Origin of the sequence: Acidithiobacillus ferrivorans, assembly GCF_016250455.1 — a bacterium.
Taxonomy (GTDB): domain Bacteria; phylum Pseudomonadota; class Gammaproteobacteria; order Acidithiobacillales; family Acidithiobacillaceae; genus Acidithiobacillus; species Acidithiobacillus ferrivorans.
In genome coordinates, this window is record NZ_CP059488.1 from 1,792,627 (window position 1) to 1,818,354 (window position 25,728).

At 58.6% G+C, this 25,728-nt stretch carries 25 protein-coding genes; 5 read left to right on the plus strand and 20 right to left on the minus strand.

What is annotated here, in order from left to right; all coding sequences use genetic code 11:
* Position 1: 1 nt before the first annotated feature.
* From yhhB to H2515_RS08965, 11 genes are all read right to left on the minus strand, one after another.
* Positions 2-2,152: a cyclophane-forming radical SAM/SPASM peptide maturase YhhB gene (yhhB, locus tag H2515_RS08920; protein ID WP_198659880.1), complete on the minus strand. Its 2,151-nt coding sequence runs from the start codon at positions 2,150-2,152 to the stop codon at positions 2-4.
* The gene (gene yhhA, locus H2515_RS16520) at positions 2,152-2,346 is read right to left on the minus strand and encodes a YhhA family cyclophane-containing RiPP (protein WP_408626786.1); all 195 of its coding nucleotides are present in this window, start codon (positions 2,344-2,346) and stop codon (positions 2,152-2,154) included. The genes yhhB and yhhA overlap by 1 nt, the downstream gene beginning before the upstream one ends.
* A gap of 299 nt (positions 2,347-2,645) precedes the next feature.
* Entirely contained in the window at positions 2,646-3,128 is a 483-nt protein-coding gene (locus H2515_RS08925) for a transposase (protein WP_198659881.1), read from the minus strand.
* A 57-nt stretch (positions 3,129-3,185) separates the two neighbouring features.
* Positions 3,186-4,448 (minus strand): IS256 family transposase, encoded by a 1,263-nt coding sequence (locus H2515_RS08930; RefSeq protein WP_198659882.1) that lies wholly within the window; start codon positions 4,446-4,448, stop codon positions 3,186-3,188.
* Between the two features lie 499 nt (positions 4,449-4,947).
* Entirely contained in the window at positions 4,948-8,097 is a 3,150-nt protein-coding gene (locus H2515_RS08935; protein ID WP_198659883.1) for a helicase-related protein, read from the minus strand.
* On the minus strand, positions 8,094-9,947 hold the full coding sequence (locus H2515_RS08940; protein ID WP_198659884.1) for a phospholipase D family protein: 1,854 nt from the start codon (positions 9,945-9,947) through the stop codon (positions 8,094-8,096). The genes H2515_RS08935 and H2515_RS08940 overlap by 4 nt, the downstream gene beginning before the upstream one ends.
* Entirely contained in the window at positions 9,947-11,173 is a 1,227-nt protein-coding gene (locus H2515_RS08945; RefSeq protein ID WP_198659885.1) for a DUF6361 family protein, read from the minus strand. The genes H2515_RS08940 and H2515_RS08945 overlap by 1 nt, the downstream gene beginning before the upstream one ends.
* Before the next feature lie 204 nt (positions 11,174-11,377).
* Positions 11,378-12,340 (minus strand): phospholipase D-like domain-containing protein, encoded by a 963-nt coding sequence (locus H2515_RS08950; RefSeq protein ID WP_198659886.1) that lies wholly within the window; start codon positions 12,338-12,340, stop codon positions 11,378-11,380.
* 100 nt (positions 12,341-12,440) lie between these two features.
* Positions 12,441-12,962 carry a hypothetical protein gene (locus H2515_RS08955; RefSeq protein WP_198659887.1) on the minus strand — a complete coding sequence of 174 codons (522 nt, stop codon included), beginning with the start codon at positions 12,960-12,962 and terminating at the stop codon, positions 12,441-12,443.
* 15 nt (positions 12,963-12,977) lie between these two features.
* The gene (locus tag H2515_RS08960) at positions 12,978-13,319 is read right to left on the minus strand and encodes a hypothetical protein (RefSeq protein ID WP_232821309.1); all 342 of its coding nucleotides are present in this window, start codon (positions 13,317-13,319) and stop codon (positions 12,978-12,980) included.
* Complete coding sequence (locus tag H2515_RS08965; protein ID WP_198659889.1) at positions 13,279-13,563, minus strand: integration host factor subunit alpha; 285 nt, start codon at positions 13,561-13,563, stop codon at positions 13,279-13,281. The genes H2515_RS08960 and H2515_RS08965 overlap by 41 nt, the downstream gene beginning before the upstream one ends.
* Positions 13,564-13,702: 139 nt before the next feature.
* On the opposite strand from H2515_RS08965, the gene H2515_RS16070 reads away from it, so the two are divergent.
* The 3 genes from H2515_RS16070 (at position 13,703) to H2515_RS08975 (ending at position 14,343) form a co-directional block, all read left to right on the plus strand.
* Positions 13,703-13,846, plus strand: a complete 144-nt coding sequence (locus H2515_RS16070; RefSeq protein WP_232821311.1) for a DUF167 domain-containing protein — start codon at positions 13,703-13,705, stop codon at positions 13,844-13,846.
* Position 13,847: 1 nt separating this feature from the next.
* Positions 13,848-13,973, plus strand: a complete 126-nt coding sequence (locus H2515_RS16345; RefSeq protein ID WP_269802039.1) for a hypothetical protein — start codon at positions 13,848-13,850, stop codon at positions 13,971-13,973.
* A 106-nt stretch (positions 13,974-14,079) separates the two neighbouring features.
* On the plus strand, positions 14,080-14,343 hold the full coding sequence (locus H2515_RS08975) for a superinfection immunity protein (protein ID WP_198659890.1): 264 nt from the start codon (positions 14,080-14,082) through the stop codon (positions 14,341-14,343).
* 807 nt (positions 14,344-15,150) lie between these two features.
* Here the strand turns inward: H2515_RS08975 and H2515_RS08985 are convergent.
* From H2515_RS08985 to H2515_RS09015, 7 genes are all read right to left on the minus strand, one after another.
* Positions 15,151-17,547: a type IV secretory system conjugative DNA transfer family protein gene (locus tag H2515_RS08985; protein WP_198659892.1), complete on the minus strand. Its 2,397-nt coding sequence runs from the start codon at positions 17,545-17,547 to the stop codon at positions 15,151-15,153.
* A gap of 10 nt (positions 17,548-17,557) precedes the next feature.
* Positions 17,558-18,175 (minus strand): lytic transglycosylase domain-containing protein, encoded by a 618-nt coding sequence (locus H2515_RS08990; protein ID WP_198659893.1) that lies wholly within the window; start codon positions 18,173-18,175, stop codon positions 17,558-17,560.
* A gap of 147 nt (positions 18,176-18,322) precedes the next feature.
* Positions 18,323-18,598, minus strand: coding sequence for a hypothetical protein (locus H2515_RS08995; protein ID WP_198659894.1), 276 nt, complete (start codon positions 18,596-18,598; stop codon positions 18,323-18,325).
* Between the two features lie 11 nt (positions 18,599-18,609).
* A complete protein-coding gene (locus H2515_RS09000) occupies positions 18,610-19,917 on the minus strand; it encodes a TrbI/VirB10 family protein (protein ID WP_198659895.1) in 1,308 nt (435 codons plus the stop codon).
* A 2-nt stretch (positions 19,918-19,919) separates the two neighbouring features.
* On the minus strand, positions 19,920-20,936 hold the full coding sequence (locus H2515_RS09005; RefSeq protein ID WP_198659896.1) for a TrbG/VirB9 family P-type conjugative transfer protein: 1,017 nt from the start codon (positions 20,934-20,936) through the stop codon (positions 19,920-19,922).
* Position 20,937: 1 nt separating this feature from the next.
* Entirely contained in the window at positions 20,938-21,999 is a 1,062-nt protein-coding gene (locus tag H2515_RS09010; protein WP_198659897.1) for a TrbG/VirB9 family P-type conjugative transfer protein, read from the minus strand.
* Positions 22,000-22,011: 12 nt separating this feature from the next.
* Complete coding sequence (locus H2515_RS09015) at positions 22,012-22,680, minus strand: type IV secretion system protein (RefSeq protein WP_198659898.1); 669 nt, start codon at positions 22,678-22,680, stop codon at positions 22,012-22,014.
* A gap of 213 nt (positions 22,681-22,893) precedes the next feature.
* Here H2515_RS09015 and H2515_RS09020 point away from each other — a divergent pair, with 213 nt between their 5' ends.
* Positions 22,894-23,103, plus strand: a complete 210-nt coding sequence (locus H2515_RS09020; protein WP_232821312.1) for a type II toxin-antitoxin system RelE/ParE family toxin — start codon at positions 22,894-22,896, stop codon at positions 23,101-23,103.
* Positions 23,104-23,108: 5 nt separating this feature from the next.
* Positions 23,109-23,426 carry an addiction module antidote protein gene (locus tag H2515_RS09025; protein WP_198659899.1) on the plus strand — a complete coding sequence of 106 codons (318 nt, stop codon included), beginning with the start codon at positions 23,109-23,111 and terminating at the stop codon, positions 23,424-23,426.
* A gap of 53 nt (positions 23,427-23,479) precedes the next feature.
* On the opposite strand, the gene H2515_RS09030 is transcribed toward H2515_RS09025, so the two are convergent.
* Positions 23,480-23,863, minus strand: coding sequence for a hypothetical protein (locus H2515_RS09030; protein WP_075324073.1), 384 nt, complete (start codon positions 23,861-23,863; stop codon positions 23,480-23,482).
* 85 nt (positions 23,864-23,948) lie between these two features.
* On the minus strand, positions 23,949-25,718 hold the full coding sequence (trbL, locus tag H2515_RS09035) for a P-type conjugative transfer protein TrbL (RefSeq protein WP_232821313.1): 1,770 nt from the start codon (positions 25,716-25,718) through the stop codon (positions 23,949-23,951).
* Positions 25,719-25,728 lie beyond the last annotated feature (10 nt).

Consider the following 25,728-nt stretch of genomic DNA (forward strand, 5'->3'; position numbering starts at 1 on the left):
GCTACTCCCGTGCCCCGACTTCCAACACAGCTACCAACGAACGACCCGTAGCTGTAAGAGGGCATCCGGCGAGCGTAAGAAACGCTTCGTTTAACCGGGCATCGGTGTCCATCAGTTGATTCTCGGCGCGCGTATTCAGCCGGTCCAGGTTTAGCGAGCGAACGTGCTTCCAGAAGCGGCGTAGCTCCACAAACACGAAGACGGCATGTAACAGCCCTGAAGGCGGCCGTGGGTCTTGACGCCAAGGAGAGACCACCTTGCGGTTTGTCGGCTTGACCATAGGCGCGAGTCGCTCCAGCAGATAAAGCTTCTGATGGCGGTACTCATGGAGGAGAGAGTCCGCAAGGTCGTAAGCGTCTATCAAACTGGCCCGCTGCATCACCGAGACATAAAGGGAGCCAGGCACTGCGTTGTCACTGAAGGACACGATCTTGTCCGGATCAGCAGCTGGGTCTCTGATGAACTGGATCGCCCGGCAGATCTTTCTAAGCTCTTGCACAACGGCCGGACGCCACGCATGCAGGATTCCAAGCGCTTCATGCAGCAGCGACTCTGCCGCCGGCAGAACTTCCTGGTTCTCGAAATGGATCGCGCTGCCAAAGGGACGGCGCAGCCAAGGATCCATCGCGTGGACCTCAGGCGACTGCTCAGTCGAACCTTGCAGTCGGGCCAGCATCCAATGAGCGTATCCCAGGTCTCTGTCAAGCGCGCTTCCATCGACGGCACTCACTGGGCGACCGGTAGCGATTGCCAGCATGGCATTGCTCCAGGCGATCGCTCCAGGCCTCTGTGCGAGGAGGTCGATGGCAGATTGTGAATCAATCAAAGCCCTTACAGCTGCTACAGTCTCCCCGGAGCCGCAGCCGGAGGCCTCGAGCCATAGCAGCGCTTGTCGCAGTTCTGAGGACTGGTCCGAGATCGCATTTGACCAGAGGCTTGCAACGGCTTCCGTGGAGGTCTCAGCGCACTCGAACTCACCCAGGTCGCGGCCGTAGTGGGCTATGGCGGCAGCGTGCATCGTCAGCTCGAGTGAGTTGGCGATGCGCGTCTGCACATGACGAATCAGAGCGCGCATCTCCTTGCAGTAGATCGTCGGGTTCTGGAACCCGTTTAAACCATACCGGTGCGGGACGGAACCGCCACCGCACACATCCACAACGTCACAACTACGGCAACTGGCACACAAGCCCTCTTTCTTCAGCAATGCGCGATGAGCAGCTAGGGCAGCAGAGGCAGCCACATCTGAAATGGGTGTGTCCCTCACGCTGCCGTTAAGCCGCGTCGCGCCCTGCGACACCACCTTAAACACGTCCAAGTCATGGTAGGTGCCGTCAGTTTCGACAGTGATGAGACTCACATCGCCGAAGCCAAACGCATCAGTCTGTGAAGGCATACCGACAACAGCATCGAGAAGTGCTTCAAAGGTGCGAACCTGTAGACCAGAGTATTCATCGAACCAGAGATCAAAGGCATCGATGAGCCATCTCTTATAGGCGTCCGGTTGTTCCAGCCGCCCCGGTGGCGGGCGCAGGTGATGCGCGTCCGGTAATAGAAAGTCGAGCCGCGGGACTTTCCGCTCGTTGAAGAACTCCAACAGCTGGCGCGGTGACGTCCGAGGGTCGATGACCGCAATCACGCCGGCGAATACGTCTGGCGCACTTTGCAACAGCTGCAAGGCCCGATACGACTGCTCAAAGCTTGAGCGGCCGCGACGAGATGTTCGATGCAGATCGTTCGCCTCCTTTGGGCCATCCAAGCTCAAGGAAATGCCGATGTCGACGCTCGATAGTTCATCTATCACTTCTCGCGTGAGCAAGAGGCCATTTGTTTGCATCCCGATGTCCAACTGCACGTCTGCACCCACCGCTTTCCGAAGGTGAGCCGCAAAAGCCACGAGCTCAGCACTACCCATTAGCAGAGGCTCACCACCGTGGAGAACGACGACGCATCGTCGTATCCCGACCTGCTGGATGTATAACGCTAGCTGCGAGGCGAATGCCTCACGATCTTTAGATGAAAGCAGTCGAGGCATCGACCGCCAGCTCTGATCCGCGTGATGATAGACGTAGCAGTAGTCACAATCCAGATTGCACCTGGATGCGACCTTGACGAGAAACGAGGTAAGTTGGACCTCGTCGACCGTAACAGCCATTATGAACGGTTGTGTCGGTGGTGCATCCGATCGTAGCTCGTGATGACATCGCTAGCATCCGTGCTCTTCAAAATCCGTGTCTGGAGGCGCTGCAGGGCGGGATTGGCGTGCTGCCCACGAGCGACTGCGTCACGCACATCGCTCGTCTGGTCGAAGTTCTTGTCTTGTGGTTGTTGCACCGTGCTTGAAGTCATAAGTCAACTCTCCGTGAAGTTAAATGTTAAACGGGATAATGAAATCAATGATAGAGTGCAGCATCCAACTGGTAAAGTACCGCGATGTGAAAGCACTGCGAACAACTATAGATCACTTGGTCATCGAAACCGAGCCGTTGCTCTCGGGCTTCGCAACACCACAAAAGCGATTGCTACCCGTAAGCGCCTGGATAGTGGCTCGTCGGGAGACGTTGCTGGCGGAATCCCCCCGGTGCGGTCGGATAAAATAGTTGACTTCGAGCACAAATGACCCCTTGCAGATACCGTCTTGAACGGTACTATGCAAGCCCAAATTTGGGGTCGAATGGCTTCCCAGACTTGAGGACACCGAAAACCAGATGCAAAAGCCTACGCATAGCCGCAACGACCACCTGCATAGGACGCTTACCTCTGGCCAGTAGCCTGTCGCAAAAGGCTGCGATGATTGGGTTATGGTGTTTCGCCACCACTGCCGGCAAATACAGGGCCTTGCGCAGCAGAGCATTTCCTGTTTTCGCGATGGGGCTCTTTCCCGCCCACTGGCCAGATTGTCGAATACGGGGATTGAGGCCAGCATAGGCAACCACCTGCTTTGCTGAGTGAAACCGTTCTACCGGACTGAGGAAGGCCAATAAGGTGGCGGCGGTATTGTCACCAATTCCTGGGATGCTGGATAGCAGCTCCTTTTGGCTCTTGAGTCTGGGGTGTTGATCGATATGGATCTGGATCTGCAGACGAACCATCTCTATCTGTTGCTCAATAAATTGCAGGACTGCCTCCACGGACTCCCGCGCTGAGCTATAGTCAATTCTGGTGTATAAGAATTTACTGACATAGCTTCAGGCGGCGCTCTGTTGGTCATCCGGCAGGATTTGATTGGCCGGCAATTCATCCATGAATTTCACCCCTGCAAAAAGATCGTGGACTTTCTCAGGGGCATAAATCCCGATCCAGCGTTTCTCTGCCTGTTGCAGCATCTTGAAGCCCAATCCAATGAAGCTGTTGCGCGACACGCAGTTTTTTGTGCGCGATGTCCGGTGACGCACGGTGGCAAAGGTCGATTCAATGGCATTGGTGGTGCGGATGTGTCGCCAATGTTCGGCCGGATAATCATAGAAGGCCAGCAATTCCGCCCGATCCTTTTCCAGCTTGGCCACGGCCTTGGGATACTTCGCCTGGTAGTTGCGCACAAAGACTTCCAGGGCTTTCTCCGCGGCCTTCCGACTCTCGGCCATCCAGATTTCCTGCAGTGCCGCCTTCGCCTTACCCTGCTTGGATTTGGGCAGTTCGTTGAGGATGTTGGCGGTCTTGTGCACCCAGCAGCGCTGCTGGCGGGTTTCGGGATACGCTTCATCCAATGCTGCCCAGAAGCCCATGGCGCCATCACCAATAGCCAGTAATGGTGCAGCTTCCAGACCACGAGCCTGCAGGTCGCGCAGAATCTCCAGCCAGGAGGCCTTGGATTCGCGCAGACCGTCGCTGACACTGACCAGTTCCTTCTTCCCGTCCGCAGTCACGCCAATAATCACCAGCAGGCAGATGCGTGGATCCTCCTCCGCACGCAGGTTGGTATAGACGCCGTCCACCCACCAGTAGGCATACCGTTTACCTTCCAGGGAACGGCGTTGCCAGGCGGCATGATCTTCCGCCCACTGCGCCTTGAGGCGTCCCAATGCCGCAGGGGAAAGTCCCTTGGCCTCTTCGCCCAGGAGGATAGAAAGCGCCTCCTGCATGTGGCCAGAAGATACCCCATGCAGATACAGCCAGGGGACCGTGGCCGCCACCGTCCGCGATTTACGCACATACGGTGGCACCAGTGCCGAATTGAATTTAATCCCCGAACCCGAGCGATCCCGAACCTTGGGGACCTTCACTGGCACAGGGCCCAGGGCAGTTATGATCTCTCGCTCCGGCAGGTGGCCGTTACGAACGACCGCCTGACGACCATTGACCATCCGTACCGCAGAAAACTCTTCCAGCAATACGGCCACCTCTGTCTCTATGGCCTGTTCGATCAGGGAACGTGCCGCACGCCGCAGCACGCCCTCTATCCCCAAGCCCAGCTCTCCCATACCACCCTCAAATACGGTATTCTTTTCCACGGCGTACTCCTTACGTTGCTTACTTGGTCTGCAAACCCTTTGTAGCAACAGTACGCCACCTTACTCAAGTCAGTTGTAATCTGCCTGTACACCAGATTCGATCATAGCTCTGGATACCGTCCGAACTGATGGCAAAGTTGAGGCAGGTGATTAATCTGAAAGTCCGGATCATGTCCTTAGTCTGTACACAATCTTGCCTGCCTCGCTCCGGGGATCAACCGAAGGGTACCAATCCATGGGGACTGATGCCAAGACATAATTCTGTACCGGCCCTTCAGCACAAAATCTCTACAGGAGGCATCTGACCGGGTTGGGGGGGCAGAGATCATCGCTCCGCAAACTGGACACAATCTCATTCCTACCAGAAGCCTTCTGCACGCGCTCCTCACCAATTTTCACCTTTAAATGCGCGCCAACACGTCCATGGATAGTAACCTTCTAAACCGCCTGTGCGGCGGATAACGACAAGCAATCTGATACCATTTCAGAGAGGCGGTATCTACCCTGATACCGGGGGGAACTCTGCCAGCGAGACTGCATCTCCCACATCTACAATCGAAGGCTGAACACCAGGTATTGGCCCGTGTCCGTCTACCTGTGCTGAATGCATCTTCTTCGGTATCTGCCGGAGGCCCATCGCGGAAAGATCAAGAACAAGCGGCTGCAACAAAGTACGGGTCGCAACACTGCTGCGCGACAACACATCGATAAAGTCTTCCTGATTGGGCTGTCCAAGCGCCAGCCGATAGATCATCCGTTGCTCTCTAAGATGGGCGAAATGCGCAACATCCCTTCCAAAGGGGCGCTCGAAAACATGACGGCTGATCTCGGCGCCATCGAATACCCACCAGGGGCGAAGACCGCTCACATCCACCAAAAGTTCCGCATGACTCTTGACACATTGCCACGGTGAGCTGCCAGCCATTTGCGGGTCTCGAAGAACCTCGTTGCGCAAGACCGCTGCTAACTTGCGCCTGATGGCCAATCCGGCATAGCGCTGGATGCGGCCCTCGCGTTGCTCAAGATCGAGCGGGTTCGACGGGAGATCCCAATGAACCACATGTGAACACCAAGGATGAAAATCCAAGCCTTCTTGGCCAACGGACGTCGTTGCCAGGACATGTGGCCAGAAAGGCGTGTTGAAGCCCCGGCGCACTTCATCGGGACGGGCAGGCGCCACACCGCCCTCCACCCTGACGACGGGCTCGGTCTCGGCGTCGCCGAACGGCATGGCGACATGGCAACGTACTGGGATCTTGTGCGAGGCGCCGCCGATCCCATGAAAGCTGAAACTGCCAACGCGCAACCCCAGCGATGATTTTAGGTCTTTGGCAAGTTCGGCTGCCCCCCCTTGGAGATTTTGGGCACGAAGCCAGAAATGCTCGTCGAGGACGCTTTCGAAACCGCCTTCAACAACGGCACTCATGACTTGCTCGACTGCGGTTTTCCCCGGTAGCGATGACAGGATCACCGGATTGTCGAGATAGGCGCGCAGGCCCTGCCAACTGAGCTGGACCAGCTCAGGATAACGTGCCGGTTCAAGGATTTTCCTGTCATGCCGCCACAGTGCCCGGCCGAGCGTAACGCCTGGCGCCCCAATCGCATAATCCACGAGGTCAGATAGCTCGAGGGGAGAGAGCAGGTCGATCTTCGGCGTCAGTTGCCATTTCCGGATCGCGGAGAGAGCAACACGATCATCACCAATTGCGCAGCTCCAGCCTGCGGCGGCTTGGTCTGCGACACCTGTCATACATTCGATCGCGGCCAAGATACGCGCAATCGGCCTGTGCCGTCGCCGGGCTTTCACGGTGTCTCGATCAATAATAATGCCTTGGGGCAAAGCAGCGAGAATCTGCCTTCGAACCTCTTTGCGAACCGCGCCAAGCGTTTCTCCGGCTTTGGCAAGCGGGTCCGTGTTGAGGATCAACCATGGCGACGGATGGAACGCCGCCATCACAGGTCCGGGAACAGCCGCCGATTTGAAACGGCGACGCCTATAGGCCTTCTCATACCCGCCATGTTTCCGGGAAAGGCAGTGCGCTTCGACACCAAAACTGAGAAGCGCGGCGACACTAGGCGGCGTTGCGCGGAAGCGGCTGAACATCAAGAGTTTGGGGTCGTCCGTCACGCTCTTCCAGCCTCCGCCAAGCGGCCACCATGGAAGCGACGGGGCGACCCATGGAAGCGCCAGGAGCTTGGGCGGAGCGACGCCACTGAGCGCTCGGAGCTTGGCGTCTGGCCACGCAGGCAGCGCACTAAGTTTGTTCCGACGCTCGCGTGTCATGCGCGTGAGCGTCGGCGCCGCCTTGATTTTTGCACTCTTCCAGGCCGCATATCGAGGCCCCAGGGATTGGGCCGGCAGTGGGACCGATGACCAATACGGCAAGGCATAGTAGCGCATCTGCCCGGCGAAACTCTCAGCGAGATGCCGATACACCTGAAAATCCTCCGACGATGGGTCGGCGTCAAGAAATTGCGTTCCGGCGAGAGGATCAGACGCCGCCACGCTGTCTCGCTCTGTGCGAGACATTACCGGTGTCAGCAGGTCGCGCAGATGATCTCTGAGCCCGGCGGCTTCGCCAATCTCGGCCTTCAAGTCAGCATGGCTTGCATCGGGATGCGCTGCGAGGTTACGAAGCTTATCGCCAAATTCGGAAAAAAGCGTCTTAGCCTGCTTGCAGATATCGGGACCGGCAAGGAATTCAATCAGCTTCAGAAGCTCCGCGTGAGCTAGCGCACCGCGCGCCTCCTCCCACCGCGTGGTCAGGAGCCGATAAGGTGTCGCGCTTAACAGCAAGATCGCTGGCGGGATCGTTGAGCCTTCGGGTTCCAGAAGTGCTTTGAGAAGCGGATCAGCGTCCTTCTCGTCTAGTTCGTCTAGAATCTGCCGGTAGCGCTGAAACTCGTCGAGAATGACCAGATCAGGCGGCTGGTGGCGCAACGTCGTGAGCGCTAGGGCACGACGGAGATGGCCAACGAATGTGGCTGGCTTGAGCGGTTTTTTCTTTGCGCCCGCGTCGCCATGCACCGCCAGATCGAGCTTCGCACGTACCGGCTCGCCGAATTCGGCCGCAAGTGCTTCGCGAAACCGTTGCCGCAGATGGGGCGGAGAAGCTGCAAATTTTGTCCTTGCGTCCTGAACCACCCAGTCCCACGTACTCTGCTGTGCGCTGAGCCTCAATATGTCGGGATCAAGATCGCGGGCGAAAGCAGGATAAGTCTGCTCGAGTAATACATTCAGGAACGCCCTCTCTTCCTTGCGTCCTCCCGTGAGACGCGCACGCGCGCCCGGAAACGACGTCGCTGGGGTCAACGCATAGATGAGAACGGGATTATCCGGCCGCTGCGCGACCGCAATCAACGAAAGCCGGTCTGGTGTTTTGATCGCCTTCTCGCGTTGAGAGTCGTCGAGGAAACCAACAACACGGCCCTTGTTCTGATGTGAAACCGCGTGACCGTTGGCGATATAGTAGATGACGAAAGGTCGCCTGCCATCGTCGGACATTCGGCGCGCCACTTCCTTTGCCACAACCGTCTTTCCCAGACCGACTTCATCGGCGACCAGAAATCGTCGACGATGTGCTAGATCGGCGAAGGCCGCGAGCACCGCATCGACGGCAGCTTCCTGGAACGGCTTGGGCGCGCTCACGAGCGCTTGCCCCTGCTCCCTGCCGCTCCAAGCCCACTCTTGAGCTTGCTCCAAAGATCATCAAAGCGTCTGAGCATTGCCGCAGTTTCCGGGTCTTCCTGTTTGGCCTGGTCCAGCACAGCCGGTAAATATTGGGAGACCCTTCGCTCGATTTCGCGGAACTTGTCTGGGTCGCGAGCCCATGAAGCCAATATCTCCTCCAGGGTCGGTAGCGACAAATCAAGAGCCGGGTTAGTCGCCAGGTCTGTCCGCTCCTGCGGCTCGTCATTCGTCCAGTCACCTTCGCCTTGACGCTCATCATCCGCCAGTAACCCGGCCAACCAAAGGAGGAACCCTCTGGCGCCGAGAATGCGCACGAAGGCGGCACGGTCGCGGTCCTCCCCGAAAGGCGGTTCCGCTGGCGCTCGTTGTAGCCATGAGAGCCCCTTGCTGCCACGGCTGACGCGCAAGCGGACGAATTCGCTTCGCTCCGCTGGGACGACCGGCCCCAGATGTACGACGTCTTGCTGCACCGGCCAGGCTATGAGTTCGCCGTGAAGTGAACCAACTTCTAGTGCAATGTCAGGATCATCAGGATGTGGCCCGCCAGGGTGTAAATCGGAGCGATGGCTGAGGCGCAGTCCGTCATCTTCGATAGTAAGTTTCGCCGCCCATCGCGCCGCCACCTGAGCGCGGGCCCGTTCAAGCGCTTCTTCTTCTAGGGCTGCCGCATCAGGGACATGTTCCATGCTTGGTGCCTTAACAGGCCGGGCCGAACCGAGAAGCGCCTTCAGTCCTCTTTCGACCGACTCGGTAACTAGCAACTCTGCCGTTACCTCGGCGTTGCGTCCAGACCATGCACGCATGGTCGCGTTCGCGCTTCCCAGCCATAGTGTCCGCTTACGTCCAGACCGCATGAACAGCAGCTTGGCGTGAAGTCCGCGGCCAACCTCCTCTTCCTCATCATCAGCCAAACTGACATCGGTCGGCGACGCGGAGGCATGTGGATCAGGCTCAAGATCGCCGAGAGGGTAATCGGGCGCATCCAACGCAAGCAAATCATCGAAATCCGCCAGCGACGGGCCGATGCGCTCGATCTCGCGCCTTGTCGTCAACAACACCCGCCGCGCTGGTTTCGTCCCCTTTGGCATTTGCCGAGCAAGAAAGTTCTTATCGATAAAGGGGCTCACCATTACAATTTCATCTGTCCCCGCTGGCGGGGCGGGGATGGGCTGGTCTCCAGATCCGGCAGCCCAGCGAATCCGCTCAACGCGCACGCCCGTTGGCGCACGCCAAGCAACCCTCGCAATCATCGCCGCAAAGGAGGTGGAGTGCAGGCCTTTGAGTGCGGCCCTGTCAGCCAGTGCGTGCGCAAGGTCATCCGCACCGGGAATTGGAATGCTGCCCTTCCCCCCGGAAATGAGTAGGAGACCGATGTCGCGATTAACGCACTCGGTGAGGTTCCTACTTCCGATCCAGAGCCGCCAGCCGTCCTCCCCATTAATGCTGCGCGTTAGAACAAGCGCGGCCTTGGGGTGCCAGCTATGTGTAGCCTCATCGAAATCGACTTCGCGCACAAATTGATCCAGCACCGAAGCGATGCGCGCTGTTCGGCGCATTTTCGCGAGGCGCCCGCGCTGGATGATGATCCGCACCTTCCCCCGCAGTTGCTCAACAGCATCGGCGAAGTCGGACGGACTGCCACGGCCAGCATCAGTCTCCTTGCCAGCCAGAGCGAGCAAGGTCGCACCGATCGATCCAAGGTCCGCCGAATAAGAGGCCAGCAGGGCAAGTCCGACACGCTCATCGGGACCGGGACGCAGACCCTCGAGGAACGAGAGCGCCGGCCAACTATCTGTTGCACCGCTCATTAGACGTTCACCAGATCGTTGATGAGCGTGCTTACCTGCTCCCATCGATAATGGAGCGGACCAGCGAGAGCATGCTCGTCGTTCGACCATTCGAGGCGCCGAGCGCGTCCATTGAGTGTTGGAGCAAGCCGGGCGCGAGGTCCCTTGCGGGCCTCGGCTGCGGCATAGACGTCTAAAAGCGGCGTAGGATCGCCAAGTCTTGACACGATCCAGGCCTTCGTGACCTTCAGGACCGCACGTAATTTGGGCGTCAACGCACCGATGTCCGCCTCAAGCGCATCGATATCGAGTTTGGCCGCGACAGGACCATGCTCATCGACAATATTGGCGAGGTGATCGCGATGTCGGTTCGACGTCTCCTGCTTGTCATCGACCACAACGATACGCTCCAAAAGCGCATCGTAGACGGCACGGCCCACACACGCAAGACTTGCGGCATATTGTGCCCGCGCGAGCGGGGCCTGGTCGGAGCCAGCAACGGCGAGGGTCTCGTCGGCCCACATTTCGGGCGGCGGCGCAGCCTGCGTCCGCACCAACTTTGCGAGCAAGGAAAGCTCATGGCCGTCACTGCGGCGCAATTGGGAAAGCCGCTCACGCAGAAACGCTGCTTCCGCGGTCGTCAGCCTCAGAGTGATGTCCCCACCACGCCAGCTATCCGGGCGAGAGGGAAGCGGAACGAACGGTGGGTCGAAACTTAGAAGCGGTTGGCCATCGTCGTCAGTTGCTGCGCCCACGCTCTTCAGCAAGCGATGCGCCTGCGCTCGGGAAGTAGTCCGTCCATCCAAACGCGGGCGCAAAACTCCCCAGACAGCCAGCGCATTCCAATACACTGTAGACGGTGGCTGGCTCGATGGCTTGGGGAAGACGCGCCCCCCTATCACCTGAGATTCGCCCGCATCCCTGAGCCTGCCGGCAAGCTCCCTTTCGCGTTCGTGAAGAGCACGCACGGCAGCTGGTCCCGTAAAACCAGCCAAATCCTCGAATAACCAGGGCACGAAGACGGCGTAGCGGGCCCGGGTGTGCAGCACCGACGTGCCGGGGAAGAAGCGATCGGCATAACGCTGATGGATCGTCAGGAAGCCGATCTCATCGCGTACGCCCATGGATTCTTCGTCCATCTGCGCCTTGGCGTGCGCCAGTGCCTCGCGCGACAAATAGGCCCATCCCAAAACAGGCTCGATTGGTGCGGTGCGCCCTGTGCGGAACGTTCTTGCCGATTGCTTCATAGAGAGGTGGTTCCGTTTCGTTAAGACAGCGTTCTTAATTATTGGCTTGACTTTAGACTAAACCAATGACCGCTTCCAGCCTAAAGAGCCATTGGCCGATGCCGATAAGGTTTTGCGGTGGTCGGGGCGTACCTCCGACATTGAAAACTGGCGATATGAAAGTTGAAGCTGCAGGAGTGGCTGGTGGCTCAGGGTATCAAGATCTTATTCGTGGTGCTGCCACCAGTCTTTGACCCTATCCGTGAACCGGCGCCCGTGTTCCCGGCTGGTGGCGACATTCCCACCCTCACCGGCCAGACGCCAGTCCTGATCAAACTGCGTCCGCAACTGCGCGACCTCACGACCACGCAGGATCAGCCCCATTTCCCGGTTTTCGTTCAGAGAGGATGTGCTGTAATTTTCCGACCCGATGAAAGCCTCGTCCCCAGCGATTTCCGCCTTGGCGTGCATGTAGATGGGTGACTTGGGCATTAGCCGCACCTGCACGCCGTGTTGCTCCAAATCAGCGACGTTGCGTTGATCTTCGGCACTGATGCTGGCGGGAAGAATCACCCGTGCCGCGTGACCTTTTGCGGCAATGGCGCTGAGAATGGTCCGGTCATCGCCCATCTCCTCGCTTTCGATGTCCACCGGCCCCGGCTGATCAATGACCGAAACCATTTGTGCGGCACTCCCGGGAGAAAGCACGAGCACCTGATGGGGATACGGCCCTGCCTTCTGATCATTCCAGTCGGCATCGAATACCCTCTGTGCGGCTTTCACGATGGCCGTATTGCCGGTCACATTTAGATACTCCCGGTTCTTATGAAAGGCCGACCAGTCAAAATTGGCGGTACCGATTTCCACCTCGTGACCGGACACCACGTACTTGGCGTGGTCGAAACGGTAGTGCCCAGCACCGGCCTCAAAGCGTGAAGGTGCCCAGCGCAGCGTAGCACCCGTTTCCCGGACGGCCCGCGCCTCTTTGCGTACCATCCATGGTTTGATGCCATAGGGATGCTGGTCGAGAATCACCCGGACATTCACGCCACGGGCATGGGCGCGACGTAATGCTGATAAAATGGGCTTGCTCGACAGGTAGTAAACGTTGAGATCCACCGTGTGCCGCGCATCGGTGATCACCTGAACGATAGGGGCGGGGCCAGCATGGGGTTCAATGTAGAGCATGTGCGGTGTTCCTTGTCTTGTGGTTGTCGTTGAAATTCATTTGGCTGGTTGCCGCAGTGCAGTGCAGTGCAGTGCAACGCAGAGGATGCCCATCCCGCTTTCAGTGCATCCCTTCCAGATCCGCCATCGCGCTGTCGCAGGCGGCGCTGATTTCTGCCTCAGAAATCCCTAACGCCCCCAGCATGATGTTTTCCCGGTCGAGCAGGTCAAAAAGCACGCGTTTCATTTCCCCGGGATCGATGAAGTAACCCGCCTGGCCACCCTCTTGCTGCACCAATTGAACGTCCATGAGCATCATCAGCAAGAGCCCGATCTGTTCACACTCCCGCGCGAGAAACCAAAGCCAGTGTGGCCACTCCTGGGCGATAGCCGCAAAATACCGCCGTACCTCCGGTATCTGCGGTAACTCCCGGTGGTCTTTTTCGTATCCGCTGACCACGAAATGCAACTTCCCGTGAAAGCGCCGCACCATCTCTGCAGATTCCGTCAGCGTCATGAGGGCATTCAGGGCAAAAGCGATATTGCGGCTTTTTACCATACGCTTACTCACCAGAAGCACTACGGGGCCGTCGTGACCAACCAGCTGTTCACTGTCATTGGTGAGGATGAATTCGGGTGTCATGGGATGCTTCCTTGTTCAGTACCCGGTGAAATCTCGTTGAGCCAGTCCGGGGCTTTTGGAGGGGGCCGCGGGTACCAGCTGCCCATCATGCTGGCCGCGTTCTATGGCCGCCAGTCGCCACACTCCGGCATAACCATCCTTCCGCACCGCGTAAGGTCCGGACGCGCTGTTTACCGTCCAGCATAAATCGCGCTTCCCAGTAGATCCGCCGGATACATCCATTTTGCTTTCCCCAGGCCGATACCGACGCACCCACCAGCCCGTGGCTGAATCGTAGTCCATGCGAGTAATGGCGAAATCCGGGGCATTCATGCGGTTACGACGCTGCGCATTTTGCCCGCAAACGCATACCGGCACGGAAAGTCACCACCCTGCGTGCGCCAATTTCAAAGGGCTCCCCGTTCCGGGGATTGCGCCCTGGCCGCGCACGCTTTTCCCGTAGCGTGAAATTTCCAAAACCCGAAAGCTTGACCTCCTCACCGGACGCCAGCGTGGCCCGTATGGCATCGAACATCACTTCCACCATAGCCTTGCTGTCTTTGGCCGTTAGCCCCATGGTGCCGACCAGATGGTAGGTCAGTTCTTGCTTGGTAACGGTCATGGATACCTCATAGGGATGTCGAAGGGAAGAAATCTATCTCAGTTTGGGCTGGCAGGGTAGATACCTGAGAGGACATTCACTGGGTAAATCGAATGGTTAAATCGGATCAAGCGTTCTTTTGGTGGAAGGAGACACGCTGGTGGTCAACTTTCTGATTAAACCCAGTGTGCGCCGGGATATTATCGGCAAGCCCAAGGGCGCGCAACTCAGGGTCAGGGTGACGGCCGAACCGCGCCGCAGTCGCGCTACCCGTCATATGATCCGGTTTCTGGCGGGGGAATGAATTGGGCGTCGCCCCTTCGGCCATCGATGTGGCATTCGGACGGTTGAACGTCCACAAACAGCGACAAATCAAGGCTCCCGCACACCTGTCATCGGTGTTTCAGGTGCAGACTACCCTGCTGGACTGACGGTTGGCGAACAGGGCGGGTAAATATACGGGCATACCCCGGCGGCGCTATCATTTCCCCAAGAATCGATTATATGATTCGCATATCAGCAAAAGGAGGGATCTGTATGCTGCACTGGATCACCGACAGCCGCGCCGGATTTGTTGCGTTACTGGTCATCGCGTTCGTGGTGGCGACGGGTGTGTATATCTTGCCCGCACTGATGGCGTGGAGCATGGGCAGTCCCTACCGGATGCCGATCACGCTGCTGAACCTTTTATTGGGCTGGACGGTATTGGGATGGCTTGCCACCCTGATCTGGGCAGTCATGACAGGCAACGGTGGGAGTTTTGATGAGGGTCGGCCATCCCGGCAGAAACCGTGGATGTAATGATCAACTGCTGGGTTTGAGATTTCTTAGATTAGATCTGTTTCAGATGGTGAATCTGTCGATAACAGAGGCTGTCTGCTATCGTAGTAACCAAGAAGAGTGCTGGTTTTCGTTGCTTGTCGTGATCTCGCCCCTGGTGGCTCTGATGGCCGATCCGGTTGTGGGATCGAGAAGACCGTCACATTCGAATACGAAAACCATCGGACCTATGATCGTGCCTATCGTAGAAAGCCTATGGATCTCCGATCCCAACAGAGAACCGCAACCCAGTTTTTTACCAAAGGGCCGGAACGCCAAATTGCTTATGCCATAGAGGATTTGCTTAGGAAATGACCATATCCAACAAGGAAAGACTCCGGAAATCTGGAAAAGCGTTTTGCGAGGATTGCCGACACTTCGAGTTCGGGCCGACGCCTGGCGGGCTGGGCCTTTGTGCCCTCACCAAAATCCGCCAGATTCGAGTCGAAGAAACCGGCAAAACCGTCCCGGATCGCCAAGGGCTTCCGCCAGACACTAACCCGAATAATGGCTTTGCGGCGTGCTTCCCAAAGGCGCCGAGAATCTGTGCGAAGCACCAAGAATGTTGATTCAGGCCCTTACCGAAATGCAATTCTATCCATCAACTCGTTGGCAGGTTCCACCAACGATTTCATGCGGCCATGAAATCGACGCCGGCGCCCTTTCGGCAGGGTGCGATTCTGCAACATACACCTTCCAACCAATGGCTCAGTGAGGATTATCAAGGTTATTGTCCTCTTATGCTACAGGTTTCCAACCAGTTCTGCATGATGCGTTCAACCATCCCATTTACTCCTGCTCTGACTTGTTATCTTCCATCAGCCCTCTGATAACGCCTCTCTCCGCGTCTCGCTCGCGGGTGTCATATTTCCCCTCGCCAGCAGGTTTTTCCCCGGCGAGTGCATTGAGTTCGGACTGAGTGGCCGCCAAGGCTTCCTTCTCTGCGTCTGACACTTCCTCGACAGAATCCTGACCTTTGGCCGCCTGCTCTTCCGGTTTTTTCTCGATATGGGGGATGGGTAGCGTTCCACCCGACTCGCCCAGAATGGCCTTGTAGTCTTTCCTGGCTCCGGGGATGGAATCGCTCTTCTCCGGCCACCGAATGGCTGCCCGATCAAGCCATTCCGGGTTCTTGAAATAGAGCAACTGCTGTCCATAGATGGGGTGGAAGCCCGCCGCGAATACCAGCATATCGCCCGGGGTCCTGATATTGGAGCCTTCCTTTTCCGGTCCCCGCAAGGTCATGACCTCATCCGCCGTCAGCAGGGGGCGGGACTGGTAGCTGAGGCTCGTCGAATAGCCCTTGTTCTGGCCGAACATGGAGCCGTCGAAACTCTGGTTGTCGTTTTCCATGGTCACGGTACGGGTGCCCAGCATGTCAGAGATCCACTTGGCCGTCTCGACCTGGTTGGGCGCGTAGGCCGCCCGGATGTGGCAGTTGCCAATGATGGTCTTGGCCCCGGCCTTGCCGTAGCCGTGGCCTTCATCTTCCAGCTGAGCAATGTCCTGGGTGATGAGGTACAGCTTGACGTTGTAGCCTGCGAGGAAGGCGATGCTGTCCAGGAATACATCGAGTTTGCCCAGGCTCGGGAACTCGTCGAGCAGCAAGAGCAGCCGATGCTTTCCCTTGGCGACGATTCGCCCGTCTTTCGCTTCCAGGCGTTCTTCAGCGGTGAACTGAGAGGCAATTTGGTTGAGCACGAGGCGAATGAGGGGCTTGAGCCGGTTCTTGTCTTCCGGACTGGTGACCAGGTACAGAGAGACGGGTTGTTCGGCGTCCTGAAGGTCGGCAATGCGAAAGTCCGAATACTCGGTCCACTTCGCGACGATGGGATCCCGGTATAGGGACAGGAAGCTCATCATGGTCGAAATGACACCCGATTTTTCATTCTCGGCCTTGTTCAGCATCTCCCGCGCGGATTGCGCGATGACCGGATGCACTTTGGTGAACTGGCCGTTGCCGTCCCGCCAGCCATATTGCTCATCCGGGTCATGCTCCGTCTGCATCATTCGCTCAAAGGCTACGTCTACGCTTTCCAGGGTAGGATCGTTGAGATAGGCGGCAACGCCCCGCAGGGTTTTGTCCGGCATGGCGTAGAGCACATGCAGGATGATGGACGTGAGCAGGGCAAAGCCTGTTTTCTGCCAGTGATCGTTCAGGCCCTTGCCATCCGGGTCCACAATCATCGTGGCAATGTTCATCACGTCCTTGACTTCGTACTGGGTTCCGACACGCACCGCATCCAGTGGGTTGAAGTGGCAACCCTCTTCGGATACCGAGCCTGGTGAAAACTTCAGGATGTGGTGGCCCATGGCCTTGCGGTATCCCGCCGTCAGGTTGAAATTTTCCCCCTTGATGTCATGCACGACAACCGAGTCCATCCAGCCGTCCAGCAAAGTGGGCAAAACCAGGCCCACACCCTTGCCGGATCGGGTCGGGGCAAAGACCAGGATGTGCTCTGCCCCGGTGTGCTGGAGTGGAGTGGCCACCCCGTTCTCGACAAAGGCCCCAACATAACAGACATGCGGAGAGTCAAACCTGTCAAAAATTGACGGCTCCGGGATCTCTGACAGGCGTTTCTTCTCGCTCTCCGCCCTCTTCTTCCGCCACTCTGCGGCCTCCTTTTTCCGCTTTTCCTGCCGGTCTTTCCATCGGGCCAAGTCGGAATCTCCCTTGAGCCCAAGCCAGGTATGTAGACGATCCATCCCCGTCCTTGGCGGGGGAGAAGGCAGGAGCGCCGCGCGGATCGCGTCGCTCTTGCCCGCCCAATGGGCTGACCCATGCACAGGATTGTCCAGGACGGCTTTTTGCGCGTCCTTGTGCTTTTTCCCGAGTATCCCCGCCGTAAGCATACCCAACACCACCGCTGGCAGACCGGCATCATAGAATGCCTGGTGAATCACCGGGTAATGGATGTTCAGGAGCATGGGTCGCAGGAAAGGTAGGGGATTATACAGACGCCAACCGTAAGGCAACGCGATGTAGGCATGCGCCTTCTGGATAAAATCATCGGTCCACTGGTAGCCAGGAAACACGTCCCTGGCCACATAGGATATGCCTAGCGTGTAACCGAGGACGCCAACCGCAACGCCGACGAGCGTCGTCTTGAGCCTGCCGCCCCGGGCGAGGCGCTGGACCTTGTAGTCGGAGACGGTGGAGTTGGGAGCATGGATACTGTTTACCATCTCGAAGTCCTTATGGGAGAACCGGCCAGGGGCGGGAGTCGCCTGATGGTGCAGGCTTTACCGCCTGAGCAGGCGTTGCCAGCCACCGGAATTGAGGAAAGGGATTGGTCGGCAGTGCCTTGTTGCCCTGGGAGACGGTGCGCAGTCCGCCGTAGTCGGCAGGCTTGCAGCCGGCAGACGCGAATGCTCCAGCGGCACCCAGTATCCGGTTGGCGTATAGGGCATCCCCCCAGAGTCGCCCGGAGTTGTACGCTTCAAAGGCGTGGTAGAGCGCTTTTTGGCCCCGGTAACCGCTGGCCAGTGCCTGTTGCCAATCCGTGCGCAGGATCTCGCTGCCAGCCCGAAGGTTGGCGCAGGCATTGAAGGCGGTACGGGGCGTGAGTCCGAAGGCGGCGAAGTTCCCGGTATCCACCTGTGCGAGACCGACATCCACCTTCTGACCCGCGGCGATGGCCTGCCGCAAATACTGAATGGCCTGTGCCCGATTGCCGGGGCCAATCATGCTCCGGGTGCTGTTGTTCCACATTTCCAGGGAATGTCCGCCAGACTCCACCCGGACGATGGCAGCCATCGTCGAGGGCGCGACCGTGGGAGCGCATTCCGTGAGCAGATGATGGAGTGGGAGCATGGGGCGTTACCTCGTTCGGTATGGGCTGCGGTGTAATCGGTTACAATGAGATGCCGGAGACAGAGGGCGGAATCACCATTCCATTACCAGCCGGACGTGCCACGTTCGGCCTGGATTATCCAGAACCTGGGACTGTCGCCTTTTTGTTCATGCTTTGGCGCTATCCAGAATGCGGTCGACCAGCGCGGAGACGCTCCACCTAGCCCCCTGGAAGCGTTGCAGACGTTCCAGCACGTCGGCGGGCAGGGTAATCGCCATGGGGCGAAGACGGCGCCCTGGGTGCTGTTTCTCCCGACGCAAAGCCAGAGCTTGTAAGTCCTCGTCGGACAAGGAACGCACCTTTTGCGTGACGATCGCCGTTCGGTGTTCTGGTGAAAACCCAGCGCAATCGTGCTCCGTCCGGACGATGATGCTTCCGCGCATGTTTTCGCTCCTTACCCGTAGGGATTGAGATTCGGCCCAAGCGCCGGTTCGACGGTGGCCGATCCCGTCTGCATCTCCGGGTCGTAAGGGCTGGGGAATACCATGTCATGCGCAACCACCACCGAAAACAGATAGCCGGGGGGAATGGTGATCGTGGGTGCTATGTCGATATACTTTTCCAGCAGCTGGGATTCGGCTTCCCCAAAGGTCTGCGCCAGGGATTGCTCACTGTCCTGAAGAGCCACATTCCCGGACATCTGGCCTGTCACACTGGTTGAAGTGGACGGAGAGGCAATCGCCATCCCTGCATCCACGATCGACATCAATAACGCATTCCTGAAGATCAGCCATGTGTGGTCATTGACCTCCCCGGCGAAGCCGGCGTATCCGGAACCGCCCGCTCCCCCGTATCCCGGCAGGTTCATGATGGTGCCGTTCGGAAACTCGATGCGTGTCCAGGCAACGGCAAGGCGGTTGATGCCCAGGGCAGTCTGCGTGTCATAGGTGCCTACCAGCCTGGCGCCGGCAGGAATCAGGAGCGTTGCCCCGTTCACTGACGAATAGACGTTCTGACTGACTACCGCCGTGATCTTTCCCGGCAGGTAGCTCTTGATGCCCACCTGCAAAACGGCGGGAATGACCGACCCGGAAAGGATTTCGTAGGGGCTCGTCTCCCGGGTCACCAGGGGTGGCTGGGCCTTCTTCTTTGCTTTCTTCGCTGCCGACAGTTCCGCGCCCGGCAGGGATGATCCCGGCAGGGCCATAGGGAGAACCGTCGGGGCCTGCGCGGACGGCGTTGACTCCGGCGTTTTCCAGGCAAGGTCATCACCGGACCCGCTTCCCGCGTTCCCCGTACCCAGGGCGGACGCGAAGGCGGCGTCCTGCGTTGTGTAGGGATTCTTTTTGGGTACGCCTGGCTTCGGGTGAGACTGGTCCGCGCTGTTCGTGGACGCACTAGCCGATGCGCCCGCAGCATCCCCAGGATCTGTTGGCTTGCGGTACTGCTTCCGGTGCGCCGGGGCGGCAGGTGCGCCAGTCCCGCTCGCTGGCTGAATGGTTTTGGCCTGTGCCTGCGGCCTGGCGTTCCCAAACATCGAATGGCTTTGCAGATACTCATAGCCGCCATAGGCGCCCAGTCCGACCACCGCAGCTGCAACATAGAGTGGCGTCTTTTTGATGCGGGTCGCCAGCTGGTCCTTGTCAGGCTTGACGTTGATATCTGACTTGTCGGCCTGCGGGCCGTTGCTGCTGTCCATGGCGGGCGGTTGCCCTTTCTTTTTCCGGAACAGATCGGAGACCAGTTCTTTGCCGCTTTTCATGGTCACTCTCCCGCCTCATTCGTCAGGCGAATCTCGGTAAGGTTGTTCCACTTTCCCGCGATCAGATCAATCCGGTAGGGGACGGCGCCAACGACAAGCATGTGCCCTTCCATCCGGTAGCTCACCAGCAAGGACTTTCCCGCCTTGTTTCGCACCAGAACCATCGGAGATTTCTCTGTTGGCAGGTGAATGTAGGTCACTTTCTGGTTGCTGACCACGCTGATCGGCTGAATGGGCTTGCAATCTCCTGTAAAACACTGCATTTTCCAGGCGAGATCGGCATGCGCGGCATTCACATGCTCATCATTTGCATGCGTATCATCAGCATGCGAAGCATTGGCGATGGGGGCCGTGGCCTGTTTTTCCTGGTCGCGTGTTACCACTTCCCGGGGTTGGGGGATAACGTGGGGGACGCGATAGAAGGACAGAACCGGCGTGAACCGGGAGGCACCGCTGACCAGACCCACGGTGTACGTCAACGGATAGCCATGGGGGCTGGTAGCTACGATCTGGATGCTGCCTTTGAGCCCAGCAAAGCGAGGCATGATTTCCAGAATGGGATGCCTGCCAGCTGCAAGCCCGCCGGCGACGGTCTCCTTCACAACCCACTCGGCGCTCGGCGCCCCGGCCAGGGAAACCGGCTTGACGCCTTTTCCCAGGATAACCACGGAGAAGTTGCCCGGGGCGGTCTGAAGCACCGGCAGGACCTGCCCCAGTGGCACGATGACTTCCCCGCCCGGGCGGGTGAACACGGGGAGATGCGAGAGCGTACCTGTGGTAAAGGACTGCACCGATTGTTGTTCCACCGCCCGGATGGGCTCGCCGTAGCGGATGTCCATGCTGTGCTGAAAGATCTGGGCGGTGTTCACCGTCCCCGCAATGGGCGCGGACTGGCCAGAAACTTCCGGAACCTGCACTGTGGATGCGATGGAGGCGGGTACCCCCGCCGCCATGACCACGGCGGCCATGATCAACACAGCCGGTTTTTTGCTTGACCCTTTCAACGCTGCGTTGCGCATGTTATTTCCCCTCCTGCTGGATGGTGATCACCTCAGAACCCAGCCGTAACAGAATTTCGGCAGGAACTGAATCGACGACATAGGTGTTGCCCCGGATCTGGGTGTCGACTCCGATCAGGTGTCCACTGGCATTGCGGGCTTGCAGGATGGGAAAGCCTCCGTGGCTCGCCAGCCCATGGGGCATATCGATGAAGGTATGGGTCCCATCGTCATAGACGCGCAATGGACGAATCGGTTTGCAGTCGCTGGAACTGAACCATCCGCCGCCACCGCAATGAATGGACCAGTGCAGATTGATGTGGTTGAGACGGATATTGGGCAGAGGCAGTACGCGGAGCGTTTTGCCTCTGTGGTCGGTGTCTGAGTGGCCTGCCAGCGCGTTGTCTGGATCTGCGGGGGCGGCTTTCCAGGAGCGGACCTCGCCCCCGCTATCCTCGATCTTCAACGCGGGAACATAGCGCACCGCGTCACTGACCAGACGGATTTCATAGTTAATGGGCCTGCCCTGGTCGGTCGCGGCCACCACGATGTTTTGGTGGAGCCCCTTGAATTTCGGGCTCAGGAAGATTTCCGGCTGTTTCCCAACCATGGCCTGCTGCACATTCCATTCCGATGGGCTGACGCCGACGGTCGTCACGGGCTTGACCCCACCTGGCAGTTCGATGATGCAGGTATGCAGTGGCGAACAGACCAGCACGGGCCGTCCGGCAAGGCTGCCGCCTGCAAGGCTGGTGACGGTTCCGTCCGCGCCGCCGATCACGGGAAGGGTATTGTCCATTGCCTGCGACGCCGCCAGTGACTGACGTGCGAGCGTTGCCGTCGCAGGGGTCTCTGGCCCCTCTGGGGGTGTGGCAATGGACTGTTGCCACATATGCGCCGATGCCATCTGCGCAGCAGCCTCCGGGGAGATGGCTGGGACTTTCTGGCTCGGCAACGTGGTGCCACTGGATGCAGAGTGTCCCGGAGAAATCGGCTTCACCGGCGGCAGGTTGGTATCCACGCCAGCGAATGCCAACCCAGGAAATGCGGCGAGCAAAAAAGAAAGCAATGTCTTGGTTTTCATGCCATCTTCTCCTTACACCTGCGGACTGAACGCAAAGTGCGTGATGTAGATGCCGAAGGGATTGCCTTTCAGAACATTGGGGTTGTTTGATGGCGGGACCGTCGCATAGGTGACCGTGCCTTGCCAATTCTGCTCGCCATCGATGCCGCCATGCGGGCCATAGTGCTTTACCAGGAAATCGACGATGTACGATCCACCCTTGGCCGTGAGCTGACCAACAGGAACAGCGCTCTGGATCGTGACCGTGTTGCCCTGCGTTTTGTTGGAATAGGCCGCGTAGGGATTGTGCTGCGCATAGAAGGCATCCAGCGAAGATTCCGCGCTCGATGCGATATAGTGATAGGACTCATCAATGAAGTGCTTCTGCACATACTTGTCCGGGCTGCGCGTAAAAACGAGCCAGGTAAAGCGGGAAACGATGTGCTGCACCACCGGCTGGGCGAAAGAACCGGCCCGCACGGCCCGCGCCAGTTCCACGGCCTTGCCCAGTTTGTCCACTTCGACGACGTAGGGGACCACATGGACACGGTCTGCCTCGTAGACCATACCCGCCCCAAACAGGGCGGCAATGCCGATAGCCGACAGGGCAGCAATGCGCCAGTTTCGCGCTTGCGCGATGTAGGAGCCGTAGCGCTCAAGCCATTCCTGGCGGGCGGCCAGATAATCGGGATTGCTCGACATGAAAATACCCTCTCAGATGATTCCTGAGAGGGTATAGATCGAGGGTTGGGGAGATAATCGGGGGGCATGACCAGCATCTGTCAACTGCGGTTGACATGCCAGCACATGGCAACTATGGTTGTCACATGTTTGAACTCATAGAAACCAACGTGTTCTAGAGAATGGCTCGAAAGTCTGCGCGACCACCAAGCCCGCGCAAGGATTCAGGTGCGGATGCGTCGATTGAGCCTTGGGAACCCTGGAGAAGTGAAGTCTGTAGGTGAAGGCATTTCGGAAATGCGGATTGACTACGGTCCTGGCTATCGCGTCTATTTCATGAGGCGCGGACCAGTTGTGGTGGCGCTTCTGTGCGGCGGAGACAAGGGGAGCCAGGAACGGGACATCGCTTTGGCAAAAGCCATTGCAGCGCAATGGAAGGAGTAATGACCATGGAAGTACAATTCAGACGCTACGACACCGTGAATTACCTCAAGACTGAGGACGATATTGCGAACTATCTCGATGCTGCGATGGAGGATGGCGACCCCGCGTTGATTCTTGCAGCGCTGGGAGACGTTGCCCGCGCCCGCAACCTCAGCCAGCTTGCCCGCGACGTAGGCATGAGCCGCCAAGGATTGGACAAGGCCCTTTCCGGAACAGGGAACCCAAGCCTGGTAACGGTGCTGAAAATAACCCAGGCACTCGGCCTGCGGCTTTCCTTCCAACCAGCACACACAAGCAGTCACCCATCGGCTACAGGGATTTAACCAGAGTTGCTACGGATCGGTTCCTGCATATAGTAAGGTGGCGGCGCGTCGCCTCAATATGCGTGTATCCACCGCGTCAGATCCTGAACCAGCCAGGTCCAATGGCCCGCTGCCGGGTGCCGGATGACATGCGCCTGCCAGTGGGCCAGGAACACCTGGGGCTCCGCGTGGATTTTCAGTACGAGTTCCACCGCCACCCACCCGAATATCAGCAGCAGAGGAGCCACAAAAATCAGGAACAGGAAATGCTTGCCGTAGCCGTAGCGGAAGGGCAGGAACAGGACAAAGGCGAGGGCCTTGATGGGAAGGCTGAAGATATACGCCCAAAACTCGCCGTCCACAGGCTGGGCGCGACGTTCCGCCTCCTCGCGTTCTATCTGCTCAAGGTAATAGTCCCGCTCGCCATTAGGTTTATAACGAAAAATCGTTGCGGTCATTTCAGATATCCTGGCTCGTGGCCCTGCTAATCCCGTTGTTGGTGGTATACCGTCACGGATATCCCGCCATGTCAAGAGCAGGCCATCAATCAAAATCTCTTGGGTGACTGGTATCTATGGCGCTCTTCTGGACTTGATTTGATTTTGCCGTAGCTATTTCCTCCACATGTTTTAGAGATCTACCGGCAAAACCTTCTTTGACCTTATCCGCCAAGCCCTTCGGCTGCCCCTGCATCTGCTTCAATTGCTCGACCACATCATCCATGGTGGCACCACCGCCGCCTGGCGCGTCAGGAGCAGCTTGGGCCGGAGCCGCCTTGCTTCCCTGACCGCCACCGCCACCGCCAGAAGGCGTACTGACGGGCTCAGGAGCGGGGACGGCATTGACCGGGACGGGCGGCGCGTCGGGATGGGGTTCGCTTGCGCTCATTCCCTGATCGTTCTGCTTATCCTGGCCCGCTTCCTTTCCAGCTTCCTGGATCGGTGCCTCGACACCCTTGGATGGGTTCTGCTGGCCAGTGGATTGCGTGCTGGTCGCTGGAGCCTGCACAGCCCTGGATGCCTGGGCCGCTTCACCACCAGCCGAACCGCCCGCGCTGGGGGCAGGGACGGCGTTCCCCGCGCCCGCGCCGGAACTCGCACCACCACCTGCGGACATCGCTCCAGCTTCCGGGGCCGCCACACCAGCCGCAGCGCCCGCTTCTCCCGCGCCCGCTGCTCCGGCAAGGCCACCGCCTGCAAGGCTGCCAGCGCCTCCAGCACCCGCCGCTGCGGATAGTCCACCAGCGGCGAGGCCACCAGCCGCACCAACGCCCAGGGCTGCTACTCCCGCTCCAGCCGCTACCGTGCCACCGGCGATGATCCCGCCTTCCTTGACCAGTTCCCCGCCGGAGAAGGATGAGTTGCCGGACAGGAGGCTACTGGCAATGCTGGATGCCTTGCGGGGCAACAGGGCAATGACAGCGCCCAGGATAACGGCCTCAAAACCCGATTGCAGCGGGTTGGTAATGTTCTGGAGAATCTTCTCCATGATCAGCGTGATACTGTCGGTCACGAGAAATGCGAGTGCCGTCAGAACGAACAGCCGGACACCGACGTTGATGGCGTAATCGAAGTAGCTGCCCACATATTTGGATGTCCAGCGCAAGCCGCCTCCGGCCAACATCACCACGCCCAGGGCGATGACCAGATAGCTTTCGATCTGGACCATCAGGAACTCCAGGGCCATGACCAGTATACCCAGTCCGGCCAGCAGGCCGATGATGACCATCATCAACTCTTCAATCAGGATTTTCAGGGGGTTTGCCGCTGCCAGCGTCGTTGCGGCACTCTGCACAGCCCCGCTGAAGTTCAGGCTCCAGATGTCAGAAAATACGTTGCCGGCGCTATGGCCAGCGGCATGACTGGCCGCCCTGAATGGGGACTCCACCAGCTCCATGAAGACCTTGAGCGCATCCGTGGCAATGGCTCCCGGGGAAACCTGGGTTACCCCCAGTGCCTGCGCACCACCAGCAAGGCCATCGATGATGTCGGGAATCCAGGTCCCGGAATTGTCCAGCAGGGTCAGAAAGAATCCCAGCGTCACCACTTTCTTGATGATGCCCGCAAAGAGATCCTCATGCCCGCGCTTTTGCAGAACATGGTTCAGAAACAGGACGGAAAATTCGACGGCGGCCAGAACATAAAAGAGATCGGTCGCTGCCATCTGCATCGTGTGCTGCCAGGGCAGAATCGATCCCTGGAGGCTGTTCTGAACCTGCCCCAGGGTTCCAGCGCCGGCGGCGAACGCCAGCCCCGGAGCGGCGCCCAGTAAGATCCCCGCGAGCCAGGGCGCAATCTTTTTCAATCGGCGCACGATCCCCGTC